Genomic DNA, 18,567 nt, shown 5'->3' with positions numbered 1-18,567 from the left:
ACCAGCCCTCCAATCCCTGCCACCCGGCAAACCCACAGATACGGCCAACTCACAGTCTCACCCGGCAGCGCGCCACCCACAGGCCGCGGCCCGGCTTTGCCGGGATGACAGCAAACACCAGACGGAGCCAGGCAGCCGGTGTCTTTTCGCATTGGCACAAAACAACAACCTGACTTATTGCAGCAATTTCAAAGATAGGTATTGACGCATGTCAAGCAATTGCGTAAAACGGCCCATGACGCGCCAATGCCTATGCCTGACACACGTACCATCAAACGCTACGGCAACCGTCGGCTCTATGACACGGCGTCCGGGGGGTACCTGACCAGCCAGGACGTGGTGGACATCATCCGCCAGGGGTACGATATTCGCGTCGTGGACTCGCGCACCGGCGAGGATGTCACCAAGCCGGTGCTTGTCAACATCATTCTCGAAGAAGAAAAACTGCGCCAAAACCTGCTGCCGGTGTCCTTCCTGCTGCAACTCATCCGCCTGCAGGGGGAAACGCTTCAGGACTTCTTTCAAAACTACCTCACGGCCAGTCTCGAAGCCTATCTCAAGACGCGTCAGGAATTTGACCGACGGTTCCGGGAATGGCTCAACCTCGGCGCGGCCATGTCCGGACTCGGCAGCGCGGACGCTGACGCGGTCAGTCCCGTTCCAGCGCCGCCGCCAGCCCGGTTGGCCGCCAAACGGCCGGCCAGACGCCAGTCCAAAAACCAATCCAAAGACCAACCCAGGCGCCAGACGGAGCGCAAAAGCCGTCGTTCCCCGTCATGACTGTTCTCCCGGCTCCGACATTTGACTGGCTGGCCATTCGCGCGCGGCTTTCCCCCGACCGCATCGCGCTGCGGGATGCCGCGCAGGACTATGCGTCGGTGACGTATCGCCAGTGGTTCGAGCGCGTCAATCAAACGGCACACTTTCTGCATGACCGGCTGGGCGTCCGCCCCGGCGACCGCGTTGCCGTCCTGGCGCGCAACAGCGTCGCCTACCTCGACATTTGGTTTGCCCTGGGACAACTCGGCGGCATCCTGCAAAACCTCAACTGGCGGCTGAGCCGGCGCGAACTGGCAACGCTGGTTGCGGACGCAGCCCCGGTCGCCATCCTGGCCGATGCCACCCACCGTGAAACAGCCGCCGAACTGGCCCAGCCGCACGCGCTCCAGCGCGTCAGTCTCGATGACAGCGACCCCACGGCCATCGCCCTTGGCGAACGTGCCACCTGTCCCACAACGCCGATGCCGCCGCCGCCCATCACGCCCGAATCCCCCTGGGTGGTCTGCTACACCGGCGGCTCCACCGGTACGCCCAAAGGAGCCGTCCTCTCCCACCGCGCCATCTTTGCCAATGCCATCAATACGGTGCTGTCCTGGGGCATACGGCCCGACGACGTGACGCTGCTCGACGCGCCGCTGTTCCACACGGGCGGGCTGAACGTCCTCACCGCGCCGCTCGTCGCCACTGGCGGCACGAGTATTGTCGCCAGCGGGTTTGCGCCGGAACAAACCTTTGACGCCATCGAGCATCACGGCGTGACGATCCTCTTTGGCGTGCCCACGATGTTTATTGAGCTTCAGCGGCATCCCCGCTGGGCCACGGCGGACTTCAGCCGGCTCCGCTTTGTCATCAGCGGTGGCGCGCCCTGCCCGATGCCCGTGTTTGAAGCGTTTCGGGCCAAGGGCGTCGCCTTCAGAACCGGCTATGGACTGACCGAAGCCGGCCCCAACAACTTCTGGCTGCCGGATGCCGAAGTCCACAGCAAACCCGGCGCCGTCGGCTATCCGCTCTGGTCCGTCGAAGCCCGGCTTGTGCGGTCGGACGGCACCCCCTGCACCACCGACGAAGTGGGGGAGCTGTGCCTGCGCGGGCCGCACCTTTTCTCAGGCTACTGGAACAATACGGCCGCCACGGCCGCGGCGCTCGACGCCGAAAGCTGGCTCCATACAGGCGATTTGGCAACCTGCGACGGCGACGGATGCTTCCGCATTGTCGGCCGGCTCAAGGACATGTTCATTTCCGGCGGCGAAAACGTCTATCCGGCCGAGGTCGAAAGTGTGCTGTACGAATGTCCGGCGGTCGCCGAAGCCGCCGTGCTGGGCGTTCCTGACCCAACCTGGGGCGAGGTCGGCGTGGCCTTTGTCGTCCTGACCGGGGAATGCTCCGATGCCGAACTGACCGCATTCTGCCGCGCCCGGCTGGCCGGTTACAAAGTTCCCAAACGCTTCATTCGCCTGCCGGCCCTTCCCAAAACCGGCGCCCACAAGGTGGACAAAGTGACGCTGCGGGCACAACTCACCCAACCGGACGCACCACATTGACACCCCACAGGAAAGGAACCAGCCAATGCCCTGCCTGACCACCAACGGGATCAACCTCTATGTCGAAGACACCGGCGGCCCGTATCCGCCCGTCCTGTGCATTGCCGGCCTTGGCTATGACGAATGGTTCTGGGCGCAGTCGGTGGCACCCTACCTGCGGGACCATTACCGGCTCATCATGCCGGCCAACCGGGGCGCCGGGCGCAGCGACAAGCCGGCCGGGCCCTACACCACCGCCCAGATGGCTGCCGACATGCTGGGCGTCCTGGACGCCCTGGCGCTCGACCGCGTCATCGTCGTCGGCCATTCCCTGGGGGGCTTCATTGCGCAGGAATTGACGCTGGCCGCGCCGGAGCGGGTGCAGAAGCTCGTTCTGGCCGGCACGAGTTTTGGCGGCCCGCAGTCCATCCCGCCGACGCCGGCGGCTATGGCCGTTCTCATGCTCGACCGGAACCTCGACCCGATGGAACTCATCCGCCGGGGGCTGGAAACGGCTGTGGCGCCCACCTTTCTCGCCGCCAAACCGCCAATGCTCGAAGCCCTGATTGCCTACCGGCTGACGACGCCCGTGCCGCCCGCAGCTTTCCAGAGCCAGCTTGTGGCCGGCGCGACTCATGACGCAGCGGAACGCATCAGCGCCATTACCTGCCCGACCCTGTTGCTGGCCGGGGAACTCGACCAGGTGGTGCCGCCCGGCAATGTCGAGCTTCTCAAGGCCAAACTGCCCCACGCGGAAACCGTCATCATCCCCGACGCCGGACATCTGTTCCCCATCGAGAAACCCCAGGAAACCGCTGCCGCGCTGGCCAGTTTTTTTGGTCGCACCCCGGAAGACGCATCGGTCTGACGGCAGCCACAGAAGGAGTGCGCCCATGTCGCGCCACGTACAGATTCTTGCCACCGGCTGTTATGTCCCCGCCCAGGTCGTGCCCAACGCGGTCTTTGACGAGCGTTTTGGCGAACCGGTCGGAGACTGGCTGGTGGCCAATGTTGGCATCCACGAACGGCGCTACCTGAGCGAAGGTGAGACCACCTCCGACATGGTGACGGCCGCAGCCCGCCAGGCGCTCGAACGGGCGCAACTGAATCCAACCGACCTGGACCTCATCATCGTCGCCACGGACACGCCGGATTACCTTTCGCCGGCAACGGCTTCCGCCGTTCAGGCGAAGCTGGGAGCATCGCGCGCTGGTACGTTTGACCTCAACGCCGCCTGCGCCGGCTGGGTCACGGCGCTCAATCAGGGGGCGCTGACGCTTCTGGGTGACACCGACTACCGCTACATTCTCGTTGCCGGCGGCTATGCCATGAGCCGCTTTCTCGACCCAAACGATAAGTACACCGCCACGTTGTTTGCCGATGGCGCCGGGGCCGTCATCCTTGGCGCCGCCGAACGTCCGGGCTTTCTCGCCGGCAAGCTTCAGGCCCTTGGTGCGTTCCACGACGCCATGGGTATTTACACCGGCGGCGCTTTCCGCCCCTGTACACCGGAGACACTCGCCACGTATGGGCCGCCCAAGGTGCAGTTTGTTCGCAAGTTTCCACGCACCTTCAATACGGAATACTGGCCCCAACTCATCCGCGCGGCGCTTGACAAAACCAACCACGCCCTCGATGACGTGGACTGGTTCCTGTTTACGCAAATCAACCTGCGCACCATCGAAATGGTGATGCAGCAACTCGGACAACCGCTCGCAAAGACGCACTGGGTCATGGACAAGTGGGGCTACACCGGCTCGGCCTGTCTGCCTATGGCGCTCGATGACCTGGTTGTGACGCGGCGCGGTTTGCGTCCGGGGCAACTCGTCGTCTTCTGCGCCAGCGGCGGCGGGATTGCGCTGGCAGCTTCTGTCTGGAGGTGGCAGCAAGGATGATTGGGCTGGGTGATTACCTTGGACGACGCGCCGTGTATTCGCCGGAAGCGTTGGCCTTCGTGGATGCTTCAAAGCCGGAGCCGCTTCGCCTGACCTTTGCCGAAGCCAATGAGCGGGCCACGCGCGTCGCTGCTGCTCTGCGCCGGCTGGGTGTCACCGCCGGCGACCGGGTGGCCATTCTTGCCCGCGATGGCATCGAACATCTCGACTTGTTCTTTGCCTGCGCCAAGCTCGGCGCGCTGCACGTGCCGTTCAACTGGCGGCTTCACTGGCGGGAACAACTGACCATCCTGGGGCAGCTTCGCCCGCGCGTGCTGGCCTTTGGCGCCGATTTCGTCCCGACGGTCAGCGCCATGCAGGAGACCGGCGAACTGGCCGGGATACACCTCGTCCATCTCGATTCCCAGCCGGTGGCCGACAGCCTGCCCCTTGCCGACTGGCTGGCAACCCCGGCGCCGGATTTCATCCCGATGCCGGTGCAACCAGAAGACATTGCGGCGCTCATCTTTACCGGCGGAACGACCGGCACGCCCAAAGCCGCAGCCATTTCGCACCGGCAGATCGCATGGAACACCCTCAACACAGTCATCCATGACCTGCGTCATGGCGACCGCTATCTGAATGTGTTTCCGCTGTTTCACACCGGCGGTCTGTTTGTCTATACCGTCCCGCTGGCCATTCTGGGCGGAACGACCATTCTGGTGCGGCAATTTGACGCCGCACAAACACTCGACCTCATCGCCCGCGAGCGGGTGACGGTCTTTGCCGGCGTCCCGACGATGTACCAGATGATGCAGGCCGCGCCCAACTGGGACACCGCCGATCTGTCTTCGCTGCGCTTCTGCACCAGCGGGGGCGCGCCGCTGCCGTTGCCCGTTATCGAAGCCTACCGGACGGCCAAGGGTATTTGTTTCAAGCAGGGTTTTGGGATGACCGAGTTCGGTCCCGGCGTCTTTGCCCTGGCACCGGAAGATGCCGAACGCAAAGCTGGCTCGATTGGGCGGCCCAACTTCTTTGTCGAAGCCGCCGTGGTGGACGAGCAAGGTCACAAACTGCCGCCGGATACACCCGGCGAGCTGGTACTGCGGGGGCCGTCCGGCTCATCCGGCTATTTTGGCAACCCGGAAGCCACGGCGGCCAGCCGCGACGCTGAAGGGTGGTTCCATACCGGCGACATGGCGCGGCAGGACGCCGAAGGCTACTTCTTCATTGTGGACCGCAAGAAGGACATGTTCATTTCCGGCGGCGAAAACGTCTATCCGGCTGAAATCGAACAGGCGCTCTATGCCCATCCGGCCGTGGCCATGTGCGCCGTTGTGGGCGTTCCTGACCCCAAGTGGGGCGAAGTCGGGGTGGCCTGCGTCGTGCTGAAGCCGGATATGACCGCCACCGAGCCGGAACTCATCGCCTTTTTGCGCGACCGTCTGGCGGGCTACAAGGTGCCCAAGGCAGTACGGTTTTTCGACGCCCTGCCCATCAGCGCTGCCGGCAAGCTGCTCAAGCGTGAGCTGCGCGAGCGGCTGCTTGGTTCACCCAACGGATAAACCATCCTGGAAAAAATCCCTACCAGTTCACTCAGGAGTAAGGAGTTCACCCCCATGTGCAACCGACTTTTGCGCCTTTGTCTGGCGCTTTTCATTGGCTGCCTGGCCGCACTGCCCGTCTTTGGGCAGGTCTCGACCGGACAGTTGAGCGGCACCGTGACCGATCCATCGGGTGCCGTTGTTTCCGGTGCGACCGTCACCGTCATTCAGAAAGGCACGGGCACGACCCGGACGGTGACGACGGGCGATACCGGCACCTATACCGTGCCGCTGCTTCCACCCGGCATCTACCGGGTTGAGGCCACGGCCGCCAACTTCCAGAAAACGGTTCTGGACGGCGTTCCCGTCCGCATCACTGAAAACACGGTTGCTGACCTCACCCTGCAGGTTGGCGATGTCAGCGGCGAAGTCATTGTCGTCACTGCCGAAGGGCCGCTGGTGCGGACGGACTCATCCAGCCAGGGGCGCGTCATCGAGGAGCGCAGCCTGCGTCAGTTGCCGCTTCCAACCCGCAACTTCCAGCAGCTTCTGACGCTCAGCGCCGGCACTTCGGCCAACATCACCAACACGTCAGAAGTCGGACGCGGCGACACGGCCATCAACGTCAACGGCCAGCGGACGACGAGCAACTCGGTGCTCATCAACGGGATTGACGCCAACTCGATTGGGACGGGTTCGACGCCCAATCTGGCTGTTCCCGCCACGGACTCGCTTCAGGAGTTCATCGTGCTGACCAGCCAGTACGATGCCTCGGCCGGACGCAATGCGGGCGGCATCGTCACCGCCGTGACGAAGTCGGGCACAAACGAGTTTCACGGCAATGCCTACTTTTTCCTGCGCGACACCTCGCTCAACGCCAACAACTTCTTCCTCAAGCGCCAGGGCATCGATCGTCCCACCAACGAACGCTACCAGTACGGCGGCACGCTCGGCGGTCCCATCATCAAGGACCGGCTCTGGTTTTTCGGCTCCTACCAGGGCACCCGTGAAACCAACGGTACGTCGTTGACCAACAGCCTGGCGGTGGTCGGCACGCCGCCCGACCTGACCGATGACCGTTCGGATGCGGCGCTGGCGGCACTGTCCCGTGCCCGCGCCCCCGGACTGGCCGCGTTCGGACAGCTTGGTTTTGTCAACCCGGTGGCCCGCCGTCTGCTCCAGGCGCGTTATCCCGATGGCTCTTTCCTTATTCCGTCGGGCAACGGGCAGATTGCGCGCATCCTGCCGACGCTCTCGAAATTCCGGGAAGAACAGTTCAATGCAAACGTGGATGCCCAGCTCGGCAACGCCAACCGGCTGGCCGTCAAGTTCTTCTTTGCCAACAACCGGACTGACCAGGGGTTGTTCAATCAGTTCGGGTTGGCCAATGCCCTTCAGACGCCGGGCTATCCGGTGCGGACAGACGCCAACAACCGCTTCCTTTCCGTCACCGATACGCACGTGTTTGCCAGTGGCTTCATCAACGAGGCGCGCTTTGGCTTCAACATCATTCCGGCAAAAGCGACGCCGACCGAACCGTTCACAGCCAATCAGTTTGGCATCAACTCGCCCAATCGCGGCCGCTTCCCCGGCATGCCCGCCATCGGGCTGACCAATTTCTTCACCGCCGGGCCCTCCGGTTTTTCGGCCAGCGACAACCAGGCGGACACCCTCACGGCCGGCGACACCGTGACCTACACCACCGGCAATCACGCCATGAAGTTCGGGGGTGAGTACCGTTACAACCGGGTGCGGGTGGATTTCGATGTCTTTGCCCGTGGCGCCATCACCTTCACCGGCGCGCTGACCAATCTGGCGGCCCTGGCGCCGCTCTTTACACCGGGACGGCGCGATGCCTTCACGGAATTTCTCGTGGCGGATGCTTTTCCGGGCTTCAATCCGGTGTTTTCGATTATCGGCCCCGGATCGGCCAAACGGCAGGTGCGGGCGCATGACTTCGCGTTGTTCTTCCAGGACGACTGGAAGATTCACCCGCGCCTGACCCTCAACCTTGGCGTCCGGTACGACTACTTTGGACCCTTTTTTGACACCGAAGGCCGCTTCGTGACTTTCGATCCGGCGCGCTTCCGTGCCAACGCCCCCGGCAACGGCTTTCTGCAGGCCGGCAATGCCAGCCCCGGCATTCCCAATGTGCCCAAAGTCGAGCGGGGACTCGTGCCGCCCGACCGCAACAACGTTGCACCCCGGATTGGGTTTGCCTTTCGGCCGCTCGACAGCAACCGGTTCGTCATCCGGGGTGGCTACGGCATCTACTACGACCGTCCGAACTCGCGCGTCGTCAACAACCAGGGGCTGACCTATCCCTACTACACACTGGCGCTGGCGCAGTTTTCGCGGCCGCTGGCCAACCCGTTCGTGCCGATTCCGCAGCAGTACCCGGTCGGTTTCCCCTTCACCGTACCGAATGACCTGTTCAACCCCTTGCTGCCGGTGGGACCGACCAACCAGCCCAACATCGTCATTCCGGTGCAGGGCATTTACGTCAACCGCAACCTGCGCACGCCCTACATTCAGCAGTATTCCTTCGGCGTGCAGTGGGAGTTCATCAAGGACACCCAGCTTGAAATCGCCTATGTCGGCTCGGTTGGCCGCAAATTGACGCGCTTCCGCAACCTCAACCAGACGACCTCGCCGAATGCGGTCGGGACGTTCACCCTCAGCCCGCTGTTTTCGACGATTCCAACCATCGGTTTTGGCGTCCACGCCCAGGAAACAACCGCCAACTCCAGCTACAACTCGTTGCAAATCAGCGTGACGCGGCGGCTGGCCAAGGGGCTTCAGGGGTTGTTTGCCTACACGTGGTCACACACGATTGACAACTACTCCGGGCAGATCACTTCCGCCGGGACGAGCGACGTGTCGGCCGACGTGGGCGACCAGGCCACCTTTGCCGGAACGCGCGGGACGGCAGACTTTGACCGGCGGCACCGCGTCGTGGCCAGCTTCGTCTATGACCTGCCGAAGTTCTATCAGGGCGACGGGGCGCTGAAATACCTGGTCAACGACTGGCAGATTGCTGTGGTGTCCATCGTCCAGTCAGGACTGCCCTTCAACGTGATTTCGGGGCGCGGACTGTTCGATGCCTCGCGGGCGGACTTCATCCCCGGCTTCCGGGGCAGCGCCGCGCGCAGCGGGGATGTGCGCAGCCGGCTGGACAGCTACTTCAACACGGGTGCGTTTGTCGTCGCGACGGGCGTTGGCAACTTTGGCAACACCGGCCGCAACATTCTGCGCGGCCCGGCGCAGGCCAACAGTGACATCTCCATCGTCAAGTTCTTCCCGATTGGTGAACGGCAGCGGGTTGAATTCCGCACGGAATTCTTCAATGCCTTCAACCAGACGAACTTCGCCAATCCGGTCAGCACCGGAGCGCCCATCACGCCGGGCGGCGCGCCGTTGAACCCGAACTTCGGGCGCATCCTCTCGACTTCGACGGGGCCGCGGCTCATTCAGTTTGCGTTCAAGTACAGCTTCTGACCGTCACCGGCAACCAGACGCCGGCAACGTCAAAAGGGGTGGGGACGAATTCCCCACCCCTTTATCTTTTCACGTAGCCGGTCTGCCGGCCGTGCGCTCCGGCTACTCGATATTGACCGAGATGAAGCGGAACTCCCACCGGCCGTTGAGCTGCACTTCGACTTCGAGCACCACGGTTTCACCGAGGCGCAGGTTCTGGGTGAGTTGCGCCATGTCTTCGGGCGACTTGACCGGACGCCGGTTCAGGCTGTGCAGCACCATCCCCTTGACCAGGCCGGCTTCGTCAGCCGGACTGGCGGGACGTACGGCTTCAACCAAAACCCCTTCGGGACGGCGCAGTTTGGAGACGAGATCAGCCGGAAGCGGCGCCACCTTCAGACCCAGCAGGTTGGCGTCCTGAGCAGCGTCGGTTTTGGGCGTTGGCTGCATCGCCGTTTCGGCGGCCGGGCGTTCATCAATCGTCACCTGCGTTTGCTGGCGCTGTCCATCCCGGATGAACTCGACCGTCACCGTTTTCCCGACTTCAGTTTCAGCGACCTTGCCCGTCAGTTCGCGCTCATTGCGGATGGGCATGCCGTCGAAACGCACGATGAAATCTCCGCTCCGCAAACCGGCGCGCGCCGCCGGGCTGTCGGGGCCGACCGTATCCTGGACCAGTGCCCCTTCGGTATTGGGCAGGCCCAGCGATTTGGCCTGGGCGTCGGTCAGCGGCTGAACCGGCAGGCTCACGCCAAGCCAACCCCGGCGCACCCGCCCTTCCAGAATGAGCTTGCGGCAGATGCGTTCGACGAGATCGGAAGGAATGGCAAATCCGATGCCTTCACTGCCGCCTGACTCGGAAAGAATCATGGTGTTGACGCCAATGACTTCCCCCCGCAGGTTGAGCAGGGGCCCCCCGGAATTGCCCGGATTGATGGAGGCATCGGTTTGCAGATAGTTGTTGTACTGCGCAAACCGGTTGGCGCGGGAACTCGGCAGGTTGCGTCCCGTGGCGCTGATGACGCCCACCGTCAGGGTTTGTTCGAGGCCGAAGGGCGCACCAATCGCCATCACCCAGTCCCCCTGCTCCATTTCCGACGGATCGCCAAGCGTCACCGGCGTCAGTCCCGTCAGGTCAACCTTGATCACGGCCAGATCGGTGGCCGCATCCACGCCGACCAGCTTGGCCAGCACCTGCCGGCCGTCGTCAAACGTCACCCGGATTTTGTCAGCTTTGCCGACAACGTGTTCGTTGGTGACGATGTATCCGTCGGGACTGATGATGAACCCGGAGCCAGAGCCACGCTGTTTGAGTCCGTCCTCCATTCCCGGAATCGGCGGATGGTTCCGCCCCAGCCCCAGCGACTCGGTGGAAACGGTCTCGACGACCCGGAGGCTGACCACCGATGGCTTGACAAGCTTGCCAACCTTCCGAAAAACCGTGGAAAGGTCAGCCGCCGCGCCGTTGAGCGGCTCTCCCCGGTGTGACACGATGGAGAGCTTTGACAGGTCGGGAGCCGCCGGGCGTGCGGTCCGGGCGAGCACCATCCAGCCGCTCACCACCAGCGCAAATCCGATAGAGGCAACGAACACCGACTGGAGAGCAAAACCAAGCAACTTGCGACGTATCTGCATAGGGGCCACGTCCAATGGGGAGTGATAAGTGATGGGAGGGAGACAACCGAGTGTGGGGCGCATGCAACCCGACTGTCAACGATGGTTGTCGCCTATCATGCCGTTTCCCCGCGGGGTCACGGTGAGAATTTTTCCGACTTTTTCCCCCGGCTGGGTCTCCATGGTGGCAGGTATTTCAAACCCACACCAAACGAACTGAACACAAGCCATGATGCCACGTTTGTTGCCAACCGGAATGTTCTGCCAATTGCTTTTCAGCGGCCTGTGGTTGGGCGTCGTGGGCGGGGTGCTGGTTGCCCAGCAGCCAGCACGCCCGATGCCTGAACCGGACGCCGATGTGGCCATCCTGCGCCAGGGGGCAGAACTGCCGGCCGCCCTTTACGAATCGCGTCTTCTGGTGCGGGTGTTGGGGCTGACGCCGGAACAGCGCCGGCAGATGCACGAAGTTCGCCGCCAGGAGGGACCAACCCTGAATGCAGCGCGGCGTGAGGTCTTCCGGTGCCGCCAGGCGCTTACGGAAGCCATCTACAGTGTGGAAACCAGTGAATCACTGGTTGAGCAGTGCGCCCGCGAACTGGCTGCCGCCGAGGCCAACCTGACCCAGCTTCGGGCGCGGATGCAGTATCGCATCCGAACGGTTCTGACGCCCGACCAGGTACGTATCCTCAATGAGTTGCGCGCCGATCCGGGAACATTCCAGCCCCGTGCGCCGGAGCGCCCCGGTCAACGTCCGCCCGGCCGGCCGCCAACGCCATAGCCTTGCCCATCGCCTCGAACGTGAAGTCATCGTTGTGGCTTTTCCGTATGGGATGGGGCTTTGGCATCGGTGTGCTGTGCTGGTTCAGCGCCACGCGCAGCGGCACGACCCCGGAGCGTTACGGCAACGATTTCACCGTGTTTTATGCTGCCGCGCGGCAGGTATGGCTGACGGGGAATCCCTACGAGATTCCCATCCGTGCCGCCACGCCCTATCTCTATCCACCCCTGTTTGCCCAACTTCTGGTACCGCTGGCGTGGCTTCCACTACCGGTTGCGGCATTCCTCTGGGCTGCGGGTAACGTCCTGGCCGCGGGCTGGCTATGGCGACTGGTACAGCGGGTTCTGCCGCCGACACCCACCCCAAATCTGATGTATGCCGGGTGGTGGCTGGCGCTGGGGCCCGTCCTGCTTGGCAACTTCCTGCTTGGGCAGGTCAATCTCTGGATCGCCGCGCTCGTGACCTTTGCCTTGCTGGCCGATGCCCATCGGCAGCGCGCCGCAACCGGCGGACTGGCGCTGGCGGCGGCCGTCAGCGTCAAGCTTTCACCGGCATTGCTCATCCCATACTTCGTTGGACGGCGTGCGTGGCGTTTGCTTGCGTGGTGGGCGGTGTGGATGGTGCTGGGCAATGCGCTGTCCTGCGGGGCGCTGGGCACCCACAGGTGGGCCATCCTGCACGACTGGTACCGGGAAATCATCCTTCAGGGGTGGCATTTTGATTTTGCCGTCGCCAGCAACCAGTCGCTCTACGGTGCGCTTTTGCGGGCTGTCCGGTGGGCTGGCGTTGGGGGACAGCTTCCCTACTGGCCGGTGGCCTTGCTTGGCAGCGGCGGGCTTTTTCTTCTTGGGCAGGCCCATTGCCGGGGCGTGGGGACTTCGGTGTACCGGGCAGCGGCCGTGGCTGGCGCGTGGGGCGTCCTTGGCAGCCAGCTCAGTTGGGTGGCGCACTTTGCAACATTGGCCCTGGTGGTTGCCATCCTGCTTCGCTGCCAGAAAAACCATTCTCTGGAGCGGATGTGGCTTGTGGCCTTCGGGGTGTGTACGTGGTCCAGTTTTCAGGTTGTCCCGGGTATTCTGCGCCTGGGGGTTGAGGCGTGGTCGCTCTTTACGCTGGTGGGACTGGGCGCTACACTGACGCTTGTCTTTCTGACCGAACAGGACTTGCCGGAGCGTCTGGAAACGACCGAGTAACCTCTGTCGTTTGCCCGGTGGATTTCAGGTTTGCATGTCATCCGTCCAGGTCGCCGCTGAGACAAGCCTTATGGAGTTCGATACCAGTCCGGCCGCAGAGCGCCGTCTGACGCGCAGCGATACGCTGATCATCGCCCTGTTCACCGCGCTGTATGTACCTTACGTAGCCCACGCGGCAGTGACTCGGCCTTTCTGGATAGATGAGTTGTTCACCTTCTATGTCGTCACGATGCCCGACTGGAACGGAGTCATGGACCTTTTGTGGCGTGGTGCTGACCAAAACCCACCGCTTTTCCACGCCGTGACACGCCTGATTGTACTGGCATTCGGTGAAAGCGAATGGGCTTTTCGCCTGCCGGCGATGGTCAGGTACTGGGTTCTCTGCGTGACGCTCCACCTCTGGGTACGCCTGCTGGGTGGCGGACAGACGGCGGCCCTGGTGGCCATGACGACACCGGTGTTCACCAACGTGGTGTACTACGCCAGCGAGGCCCGTCCCTACGGACTGATGCTCGGCTGTTTTGGTATGGCACTGGTGTGCTTGGCCTTGGGTGACATCTTTGCCCAAAAACCGGAGGCTTGCCGTCGCGCCTGGCTCGGCCTGGGCGCCAGCCTGTCCCTGGCGATGGCGTTTCACTACCTGGCGCTGATTCCGATCGGGTGCCTGTGGCTGATGGAAGCCTACCGCACCTGGCGTACCCGGCAGTGGCGGTGGGCCGTCTGGGCGGCGCTGCTCGTGCCGCTGGCCGTTCTGGCTTACAACTGGCCCGTTTTCACCGAACAGTCCAAACTTCTTTACTGGAAACCGGAACTGCGCTGGTTTGAGCTTCCCGATTTTTACCGCTGGATGCTGGGCAACTGGGCCTGCCTGGCCTTTCTGGTCATGGTCGGGATGGTTGTGCTTCGGGAGTGGCGACAGCGCCGCACCGCACACGAGCCTGCATCACCCGGCAACCGACGGAATGCACCGGAATGGCTCGTGTTGGGGCTGGTATTGACCTTTGGGTTGCCGGTAGGGTGGATGGTGCTGATGCAGGCAACGGGCAAAACCATGTTTACGCCACGCTACCTGCTGCCGGCCGTGGCTGGTCTGGCCATCCTGTTGACCTTTGGCGTCCGGCATCTGGCCATACGCCCCGCCAGAATACTCGCGGCCGGAATCTGGATGCTTCTGGCGACCTCAACCCTGTGGGTAAGCCTCCAGCCGTGGCAGTTGGCACGTCCGGGTATTGAGGAAATCACAGACCTTCCCAACCCGACGCAACCAGTTATCCTCAATGTCCAGCGTTTTCTACCCATCAGGCACTACTACCGCGACCAACTCCCGCAGGTGGTTTATGTCTTTGGAATTATGACCTATTGGCAACCCAAAGACCCGGAACGTGGGCTGCGCGCATTTTTACGAAACCCGCGCGCCCCACGTTTTGAGGATGTGGAAGATTTCCGAAAATCACATAAAAAATTCTATATAAACTGTCATAAATCTGCTGACAGAGAAATGCTTGAGGCACTGGAGAGACGACAGATGCCGGTCGTCCGGGAAACGGCTGAATACATTGTCTATGATGCTTATACTTCGGACTAGGCTCCAGTCCCGGTGGGCCTCTCACGCAACAACAGGGTTGTAATCTACATGTCAGCCGAGTCAACAAAGTCACCGGCTTTACGTGAGGACATTTTGACACTTGTCCTCTTTACACTGCTGTATGTGCCTTACGTAGCCCACGCTGCGGTAACCCGGCCTTTCTGGCTGGATGAACTGTTTACGTTTTACATCGTCACCATGCCCGACTGGGCCGGGATGATGGACCTCATCCAACGCGGCCCTGACCAGAACCCACCGCTTTTCTATGCCCTGACGCGCTTCATCGTGTCCATTTTGGGCGAGAGCGAAGGGGCGTTCCGCCTGCCGGCGATGGTCGGCTACTGGGTCTTCTGCGTGACGCTCTACGCCTGGGTACGGCTGCTGGGCGGGGCGCGTGCCGCGGCCCTGGCTGCGCTGGTGACACCTGTGCTGACGGCGGCGGTGTACTATGCCAGTGAAGCCCGTCCGTACGGACTTGCCCTTGGGTGGCTCGGTATCGGACTTCTGGGCTGGCAACTGACGCGACACCCAAGCTGGCAAGCTGTCGGAATCGTCGGACTCAGCACTGGTTTATCCATTGCCTTGGCACTGCACTACCTCATCATTCTGCCGGTATGCCTGCTGTGGGCAATCGAGGGGCTGTTGGCGTGGCGACAGCGGCAGCTCGATGGACGGCGGTGGATTGCCATGTTCTCACCGCTGGTCGTTCTGGCCCTGCACAGCTCATTCCTCTACCGGCAGGGGCAACAGCGGTTCTGGAAGATAAGTCTCGAATGGAAGGAATTGGCTGATTTCTACTGGTGGCTGCTTGGCTCGCCAGCCTACCTGGGACTGTGCGCGGTGGTCGGGCTACTCACCTGGAGCAGCCTGCGGCGCCGCACAATCCACAACCGCAATGCAGATGTCTGGCTGATAAGCGGCGTCGGGTTTCTCTGCCTGCCGCTGCTCTGGATGACTTTTCTGAAGGTTACGCATCAGGCCATGTTCCAGGAGCGATACCTGCTTCCGACGCTTGTTGGTCTTGGGGGACTGACCGCCTACGGACTTCGCCATCTGCCAGAGCACCAGACCCGGCTCACAACACTGGCCATCTGGTGCCTGCTGGGCATACCAGTGTCTGGGGCAGCCATGCAGCCTTGGCGTCTCAGCCCCCCAAGTGTTGCGGAAGTCATGGACCTGCCGAATCCGGACTACCCGGTCGTCGCCGCCGCCCACCTGTACTTTCCAATCCGGTATTACTACCCGGGGCAATTCTCCCAACTCGTCTATGTTGATCCCAAAAAGCGCGAACCACCATCCGTGGCAACCGGCATCTGGGCCCTGCAACGCCATCCAGACGCGCCGATCTGGCTGGACAACGATGAGTTTTTCAGTCTGTGGGAAGGAAATTTTTACTTCACCTGCCACAAGACCTACATGAAACACTGGATAGGCGAGTTTGAGCGACGGGGCTACCCCATCGTGCGCGAGACACCAGGCTACATCGTCTATGAATGGCAGCGGAAGCGGATGTAGGCCCCCAGGACTGTGCGCCACACTCAGCCCGCGATACTGATCTCCATCTGCGGGCGGTCCCCATCGCGGGAAAGTAACCGGACCGTCGCCTTCATGTTCGGTGTCAGTTGCAACGCCTCCATCAAATCCGTCGAAAGCCGCAGCATTCCACCCCGCCCGCCGGCAATATAAGCCGTCAAACTCCCCGGAACGGCATTGACCTCGAACGTAACGGTAACGCAGGTCGCCGAAGGCAACCCATGAGCGTCCTTGACCGACGGCGGCAACCCGATGAACGTCCGCTGGTGGGGATCAGCACAGGCAAAGTTTTTGGCAAGCTGCGCGGCTTCACCCGGCAGAATGGGCGAAACGAGCGCGGTGTACTCGAAAATTGGACTCATCATCACTATGCCCCCTGGTTGAAAACACCAAATCTACAGGCCGCGCAGCCGGCGGGGACGGTCAGCTTGACGGCCACCTGCCACACAAACCAGAATTTTCCGCACAGGAATCCTCCCGGAATTCCTCACACCGAAGCCATCATTTCAGACCACCCACCCAAAGGTCACGTCCCATGTCCCAAACCAAGCTGACACCCCGCAACGTCCTCGGCGGCCCGCTCGAAACCTGCTGCACCTCCCCGCTGACCGGTTTTTACCGGACAGGCAAGTGCGAAACCGGCCCCGATGACATTGGCACGCACGTCGTCTGCGCCCGAATGACGGCCGAGTTTCTGGCCTTCACCAAATCGCGGGGCAATGACCTGTCAACCCCGGCCCCGTGGTTCCGCTTTCCCGGACTCAAACCCGGCGACCAGTGGTGCCTTTGCGTTTCCCGCTGGAAAGAAGCCCTTGAAGCTGGTGTCGCGCCGCCGGTCATTCTCGAAGCCACCCACGAAAAGGCGCTCGAAGTGGTCTCCCTTGCCGACCTCAAACGCCACGCCCTGCCGGAGCCGTTCAGCGATGTGGATGAAATCGCTCTGCCGGATGACGAAAAAACCAGTTAGTACGCCCTCGTCCAACCGACGGCCCGCTCACGATGGCACATCGTGAGCGGGCGCTCCGGCTGAAACCTAGAACGGGGTCAGCAACATATCCCCCAGTTCGACATAGACATTTTTGACCTGCGTGTAGTGGCGCAGCGCCTCCGCGCCTCCCTCACGGGCATTGCCGCTTTGCTTGTAGCCCCCAAAGGGCGCGTGCGGGAAAAAGATATTGTGGTTGTTGATCCACACCTGCCCGGCACGCAGGGCTTTCATCAGGTTGAGACCACGCTTGATGTCGCGCGTCCAGACGGAAGCCGCCAGCCCATAGACCGAATCGTTGGCCTGGGCAATCACCTCGTCTTCATCCTCGAAAGGAATGACCGACGCCACCGGCCCAAAGATTTCCTCCTGCGCAATGCGCATGCGATTGTGCGCGTCGGCAAAGATGGTGGGGCGCAGATAGTTGCCGGCTTCCGGCAGCCCGGACGGATGCGTGCCGCCCGTGATGAGCCGCGCGCCCTCAGCCCGTCCCAACTCGACGTAACCCAGTACCTTCTCGTACTGGCTGCGGGTCACGAGCGGGCCGTTGTTGGTTGCCTCATCCAAGGGCGGCCCAACCACAAGCCGGTCGGCTTCCGCGGCAAAGCGCTCCAGGAATTCCGCATACACGGCGCGGTGGACAAAAATCCGCGTGCTCGCCGTACAGGTCTGGCCGGAGTTGTAAAACGTCCCCATCAGGGCACCCGTCACGGCCAGCTCCACGTCGGCGTCGGCACAGATGATGAACGGCGACTTGCCGCCGAGTTCGAGCAGCACCCGTTTGAGCGTCCCGGCCGCGGCCCGGCTTACCAGCTTGCCGGTTTCCGTCCCACCGGTCAGCGACACCAAATCCACTTCAGGATGTTCAAGCAGGTAAGCCGCCACTTCATGCCCCGGTTCGGTAACGATGTTGAGCACCCCATCGGGAAGCCCGGCCGCCACGCACAGTTCACCCAGTTTCAGGGCTGTCAGCGGCGTTGCCGGCGACGGCTTGAGCACCACACTGTTGCCGGCCGCCAGCGCCGGAGCGATTTTGAACGCCGCCAGCACCAACGGATAGTTGTTGGGCGCAAGGCCCAGACACACCCCCGCCGGCTCCCGCAACGTAAAATCCAACCCCGATGCCGGCACCGGGATGGTTTCACCGTAGATTTTGTCGGCCCAGCCGGCAAAGTGCCGGAACGTGTCCACCACCACCGGGATTTCAAAGGCGCGGGCATAGCCGACCGGCTTGCCCTGATCCCTGGCTTCAAGCTGCGCCAGAACATCGAGATTGGCTTCGATGAGGTCAGCCAGCCGGTTCAGAATCTTCGCCCGCATGGAGCCATCAGCGTTGCGCCAGGTGCCCAGTTCATAGGCTGCGCGCGCCGCCTGTACGGCCCGCTCGGCGTCGGCAACTGAAGCATGGGGAACGGCCGCCAGCGGCGTCCCATCGGCCGGCGAAACCGTGTGAAAGACACGCCCGTTTTCAGCCCCAACGAGCTGTCCGTCAATGAGCATCTGGTAGGTTGGCAGGTCCCCGGTCGCCGGGGTATCGGGTGCGGTGTGTGGAGCAGACATGGAGGTTGGTACGTCCTTTCGCCAGGGTGAACACTGGGGCTTACGTTAGGCACACCTTCGTTCCAAAACAAGGGCCAGCGCCCTGGCTGTTTCCTTGCCAGGGCACCCGTCGGGTCATCCCCAC

14 protein-coding genes are annotated in these 18,567 nt (G+C 62.5%); 11 read left to right on the top strand and 3 right to left on the bottom strand.

Features of this window, described 5'->3' with window-relative positions:
• Window positions 1-252 precede the first annotated feature (252 nt).
• The 6 genes from phaR to J8C05_RS11715 are packed head-to-tail and all read left to right on the top strand — an operon-like array spanning window position 253 to window position 9,216.
• On the top strand, window positions 253-780 hold the full coding sequence (phaR, locus tag J8C05_RS11740; RefSeq protein ID WP_211423726.1) for a polyhydroxyalkanoate synthesis repressor PhaR: 528 nt from the start codon (window positions 253-255) through the stop codon (window positions 778-780).
• Complete coding sequence (locus J8C05_RS11735; RefSeq protein WP_211423725.1) at window positions 777-2,321, top strand: acyl-CoA synthetase; 1,545 nt, start codon at window positions 777-779, stop codon at window positions 2,319-2,321. Before phaR ends, J8C05_RS11735 begins: the two co-directional genes overlap by 4 nt.
• Before the next feature lie 25 nt (window positions 2,322-2,346).
• Window positions 2,347-3,168, top strand: a complete 822-nt coding sequence (locus J8C05_RS11730) for an alpha/beta fold hydrolase (RefSeq protein WP_211423724.1) — start codon at window positions 2,347-2,349, stop codon at window positions 3,166-3,168.
• 25 nt (window positions 3,169-3,193) lie between these two features.
• Window positions 3,194-4,195 (top strand): 3-oxoacyl-ACP synthase III family protein, encoded by a 1,002-nt coding sequence (locus J8C05_RS11725; RefSeq protein ID WP_211423723.1) that lies wholly within the window; start codon window positions 3,194-3,196, stop codon window positions 4,193-4,195.
• Entirely contained in the window at window positions 4,192-5,739 is a 1,548-nt protein-coding gene (locus tag J8C05_RS11720) for an acyl-CoA synthetase (RefSeq protein WP_211423722.1), read from the top strand. The genes J8C05_RS11725 and J8C05_RS11720 overlap by 4 nt, the downstream gene beginning before the upstream one ends.
• A 54-nt stretch (window positions 5,740-5,793) precedes the next feature.
• Window positions 5,794-9,216, top strand: a complete 3,423-nt coding sequence (locus J8C05_RS11715) for a TonB-dependent receptor (protein ID WP_211423721.1) — start codon at window positions 5,794-5,796, stop codon at window positions 9,214-9,216.
• Between the two features lie 102 nt (window positions 9,217-9,318).
• Here J8C05_RS11715 and J8C05_RS11710 read toward each other — a convergent pair whose 3' ends face one another.
• A complete protein-coding gene (locus tag J8C05_RS11710; RefSeq protein WP_211423720.1) occupies window positions 9,319-10,830 on the bottom strand; it encodes a Do family serine endopeptidase in 1,512 nt (503 codons plus the stop codon).
• Between the two features lie 208 nt (window positions 10,831-11,038).
• Between J8C05_RS11710 and J8C05_RS11705 the strand changes: the two genes are divergently transcribed.
• From J8C05_RS11705 to J8C05_RS11690, 4 genes are all read left to right on the top strand, one after another.
• The gene (locus tag J8C05_RS11705; RefSeq protein ID WP_211423719.1) at window positions 11,039-11,587 is read left to right on the top strand and encodes a Spy/CpxP family protein refolding chaperone; all 549 of its coding nucleotides are present in this window, start codon (window positions 11,039-11,041) and stop codon (window positions 11,585-11,587) included.
• A 47-nt stretch (window positions 11,588-11,634) separates the two neighbouring features.
• The gene (locus tag J8C05_RS11700; RefSeq protein WP_211423718.1) at window positions 11,635-12,780 is read left to right on the top strand and encodes a glycosyltransferase family 87 protein; all 1,146 of its coding nucleotides are present in this window, start codon (window positions 11,635-11,637) and stop codon (window positions 12,778-12,780) included.
• A 34-nt stretch (window positions 12,781-12,814) separates the two neighbouring features.
• The gene (locus J8C05_RS11695) at window positions 12,815-14,365 is read left to right on the top strand and encodes a glycosyltransferase family 39 protein (protein WP_211423717.1); all 1,551 of its coding nucleotides are present in this window, start codon (window positions 12,815-12,817) and stop codon (window positions 14,363-14,365) included.
• 93 nt (window positions 14,366-14,458) lie between these two features.
• The gene (locus tag J8C05_RS11690) at window positions 14,459-15,880 is read left to right on the top strand and encodes a glycosyltransferase family 39 protein (protein ID WP_211423716.1); all 1,422 of its coding nucleotides are present in this window, start codon (window positions 14,459-14,461) and stop codon (window positions 15,878-15,880) included.
• A gap of 23 nt (window positions 15,881-15,903) precedes the next feature.
• On the opposite strand, the gene J8C05_RS11685 is transcribed toward J8C05_RS11690, so the two are convergent.
• Window positions 15,904-16,263, bottom strand: a complete 360-nt coding sequence (locus J8C05_RS11685; RefSeq protein WP_211423715.1) for a hypothetical protein — start codon at window positions 16,261-16,263, stop codon at window positions 15,904-15,906.
• Between the two features lie 170 nt (window positions 16,264-16,433).
• Between J8C05_RS11685 and J8C05_RS11680 the strand changes: the two genes are divergently transcribed.
• Window positions 16,434-16,865: a DUF2237 family protein gene (locus J8C05_RS11680; RefSeq protein WP_211423714.1), complete on the top strand. Its 432-nt coding sequence runs from the start codon at window positions 16,434-16,436 to the stop codon at window positions 16,863-16,865.
• 66 nt (window positions 16,866-16,931) lie between these two features.
• Here the strand turns inward: J8C05_RS11680 and J8C05_RS11675 are convergent, their stop codons facing one another.
• Window positions 16,932-18,443, bottom strand: a complete 1,512-nt coding sequence (locus tag J8C05_RS11675; RefSeq protein WP_246840798.1) for an aldehyde dehydrogenase family protein — start codon at window positions 18,441-18,443, stop codon at window positions 16,932-16,934.
• Window positions 18,444-18,567 lie beyond the last annotated feature (124 nt).

It is taken from the genome of Chloracidobacterium sp. N (genome assembly GCF_018304765.1).
Classification (GTDB): Bacteria; Acidobacteriota; Blastocatellia; order Chloracidobacteriales; family Chloracidobacteriaceae; genus Chloracidobacterium; species Chloracidobacterium aggregatum.
This window is presented reverse-complemented; position numbering and strand designations above follow the sequence as displayed.